Origin of the sequence: Paramuribaculum intestinale (assembly GCF_003024925.1) — a bacterium.
Classification (GTDB): domain Bacteria; phylum Bacteroidota; class Bacteroidia; order Bacteroidales; family Muribaculaceae; genus Paramuribaculum; species Paramuribaculum intestinale.
This window is the reverse complement of the sequence record NZ_PUED01000219.1, coordinates 1-3,481: the sequence shown is the minus strand read 5'-3', so window position 1 is coordinate 3,481 and position 3,481 is coordinate 1. Positions and strand designations below refer to the sequence as shown.

Genomic DNA, 3,481 nt, shown 5'->3' with positions numbered 1-3,481 from the left:
GTTACGGGATTCGTATCAATGCTGTTCGGCGGGATATGGATGAGCCGTGTCCTGCGTGGCAATATGATGGACGACCGTTTCAACAACGAAAACGAATCGTTCATGCAGGAGACACGCCTGATAAAGAACGACTATTCGATAAATCTGCCGACACGGTTCTATTATAAAAAGAAATGGAACAACGGTTGGATCAACGTCGTCAATCCGTTCCGCGCCTCGATAGTGCTCGGCACACACGGTTCCGGCAAGTCATACGCCATTGTCAACAACTATATAAAGCAGTGTATTGAAAAGGGTTACAGCGGCTATATCTATGACTTCAAGTTCCCGGACCTGTCGCTTATTGCGATGAATCATCTCAACAAGCATCAGGAGGGATACAAGGATGCCGTTGTGCCGGAGTTCCGTGTGATAAACTTCGATGATCCGAAGCGGTCACACCGTTGCAATCCCATTGCTCCGGAGTTCATGACCGACATATCGGACGCATACGAAAGTGCCTATACCATAATGCTCAACCTTAACAAAACGTGGGTGAGCAAGCAGGGAGACTTCTTTGTCGAATCTCCGATTATCCTGTTCGCTGCGATAATCTGGTTTTTGCGCATATACCAAGACGGCAAGTATTGCACGTTCCCCCATGCGATAGAATTCCTTTGCCGGCCTTATGCCGACATTTTCCCGATTCTGACCTCTTATCCGGAGTTGGAAAATTACCTTTCGCCATTCATGGACGCATGGCTCGGCGGAGCTCAAGAGCAATTACAGGGGCAGATAGCATCGGCTAAAATTCCTTTGACAAGAATGATCTCACCGCAGCTCTACTGGGTCATGTCGGACAGTGAGTTTCCTCTCGACATCAACAATCCGGAACGGCCTATAATACTGTGCGTAGGCAATAATCCCGACCGTCAGAACATCTACGGGGCAGCATTGGGATTGTATAATTCCCGTATCGTGAAACTCATCAATAAGAAGAATAAATTGAAGTCGGCAGTCATTATTGACGAGCTACCGACGATATATTTCAAGGGCTTGGACGGACTAATCGCCACTGCAAGAAGCAATAAGGTGGCGGTCTGTCTCGGTTTTCAGGACTTCTCGCAGTTGAAGCGCGACTACGGCGACAAGGAAGCCGCGGTTGTGATGAATACAGTCGGCAATATATTTTCCGGGCAAGTGGTCGGAGAGACTGCAAAGACACTGTCGGAGCGTTTCGGAAAGGTGTTGCAGAAACGGCAGTCCATCTCAATCAACCGTCAGGATGTGAGTCATTCTTTCAACACCCAGATGGACAGCCTTATTCCACCAAGCAAAATCTCCACATTGACACAAGGAATGTTTGTCGGTGCCGTATCCGACAACTTCGATGAACGCATAGAGCAGAAGATATTCCATGCCGAGATTGTGGTTGACAGCAAAAAAGTCAAGGAGGAAACGGACGCCTATTCCCCAATTCCCGTAATCAATGACTTCATAGACAAGTCCACCGGAAAATGCGAGATGGAACGTACCATCCAAGAAAACTACAACCGCATTAAGGCGGAAGTCAAGAGAATTGTCTTTGATGAGAAACTGCGCATAGCAAATGATCCCCGCCTTGCGCCGCTACTATATCGAAAATAAAAAATGCTCCATTTATCGAGGTTGCGCCATGCTGCACCTTTGATAAATGGAGTTTTTACCTTATCAACTTTCTCGCTTCCAAAGCGGCTGTTCCTGCCAATCCTGTTGGAATCCCATTGCATTCAAGTCTATCTCCGGGTGTCCCGACATCAATTCAAGTATGTTACGCTTCAGAGAATTATTGGGCTGAATGGACTGTTCCAAATAAGCGAGGCAACAAAGTTGTCCGTATAGTTTTTCCGGCCTGCGAAGTGGCGTTGCTATCCATTGTCCCGGCAGGTTGGCAGGATATTTTGGTATCACGGAAAAACGTCTGTTCCACAAGCGTGCATGGTGTGCGCAGCAGTTGCGGAGCACGGCAGCGCATTTCATCCAATTTTCAAGGAACAGATACGACGGCAACTGAAAACTGCGTGATATAATCTTTTTTATCTCGTTGTCAGCGATATTGCTGTACAGCTTTGACAACGTGCCAAATGATGCGACCTCCATAGTCTTCCAAGAAGGAGGACAATCCGGCTCATCATATTTATCATTATGCTCTTTTATAAATTCTTCATGAGACCGCGCTATTTCTTCCTTTAATTTCTCAATACAGGATTGGTGTATTTCCGCATCTTTGAATAACGCTGAATCAAGAAACCAGAACGCCCCATACTTCATTGAAAGAAAATGGCTGACACGTGTTCTGAACGCTATCTCTATATTCTGAATTGCAGAGAATATGATATTACGCAGATGTTGGTCAAAAGCATATAACGTAAGAACTTCATCAAATTTCGTGTCAGCTTTGAATTGACGGGACTTGCGGTGTTCAAGATGTCTCCAGTAACTTGCAAGGCGAAAATAGCTGATGGAAAACAAGCCCTCAAGTGCTTTGTCTTCATCGGCGAATATCATTCCTCTCTCTTTTAGCAGCGCAATCTGAGCGGAGAAATCTATCGGATGCTTATCGTATCTCATGTGTATATAAAAACCGAAGTCCCACCGTGGTACGCATCAGAGAGAGGCGTGGTGGGAACTGTTGATGCAAAGTTAGTAAAAATCCTTCACATGACCAAATACTTTGTCGTTATCGGTTGAAAATAATGCCGATACTTATTCAAATGAGCGGGCAACCCTAATTGGGCGGCCCGCTCATTTGAGTATCCGTAATAATCATACGCGCATACCGACAGGTCCCTGTCGTTGTGGCGGCACATAGTATTCCTGACTGTAATCCGGCTTAGGTTCTGCGACCATAGTCTTTTTTCCTTCATTGGATTGTGTCGGAACACCAGTCGTCTTCGCCGGAGATTCATCATGTTTTATTTCCTCTCCGTCATTTGGATTCTCCTGTTTGGGCGCGAGTTCGGCTGCGATCTTACGGTCAAGGGCGGCAAGGTCGGATTTAAGTTGCTTCAACTCATCTTCCTTGCCCCATGTCTTGGCGACAATGCCTTCCAGCACTGGAATATCCGCCTTCATCTTGGCTGTACGTTCCTCATGCTGGGCGATAATGTCTGGCAAACGATCAAGGGCGTTGACAAAGTTCATACAGGCAGCATGGGTATCGGACATGGCTATGAAACCGTTGTTGTACTTATATTTATAGCCGCCTTCAACTACAAAGCGGTTCTGGATCCCCTCACGTCCATCAATGACAGTCCTCTCACTTATTATGGAGATTGGGAAACCATATACTTCTCCGATACGGAGATACTGGCCATGCGTATCGGTACGTTGGGCCAACCCCTGAAGATGCACACCCATATTCTTCTCATCCTTGAGTTGAAAATTGTCTATGCTCAGACCATTCAGAGGGTTACCGTCGGCATCTCTTTTGACCGCCGACGAATATCTTTCATAGTCGGCC

Annotated in this window: 2 protein-coding genes and 1 pseudogene; 1 reads left to right on the top strand and 2 read right to left on the bottom strand. The window is 46.5% G+C overall.

Features of this window, described 5'->3' with window-relative positions:
• The coding region (mobC, locus tag C5O24_RS11800; RefSeq protein ID WP_107681879.1) for a conjugal transfer protein MobC at positions 1–1,626 on the top strand (1,626 nt) is incomplete at its 5' end.
• A 63-nt stretch (positions 1,627–1,689) separates the two neighbouring features.
• Here mobC and C5O24_RS11795 read toward each other — a convergent pair.
• Positions 1,690–2,589, bottom strand: coding sequence for an Abi family protein (locus C5O24_RS11795; protein WP_107036420.1), 900 nt, complete (start codon positions 2,587–2,589; stop codon positions 1,690–1,692).
• Between the two features lie 195 nt (positions 2,590–2,784).
• Positions 2,785–3,481 (bottom strand): annotated as a pseudogene (locus tag C5O24_RS14100) (DNA methylase); the annotation flags it as partial.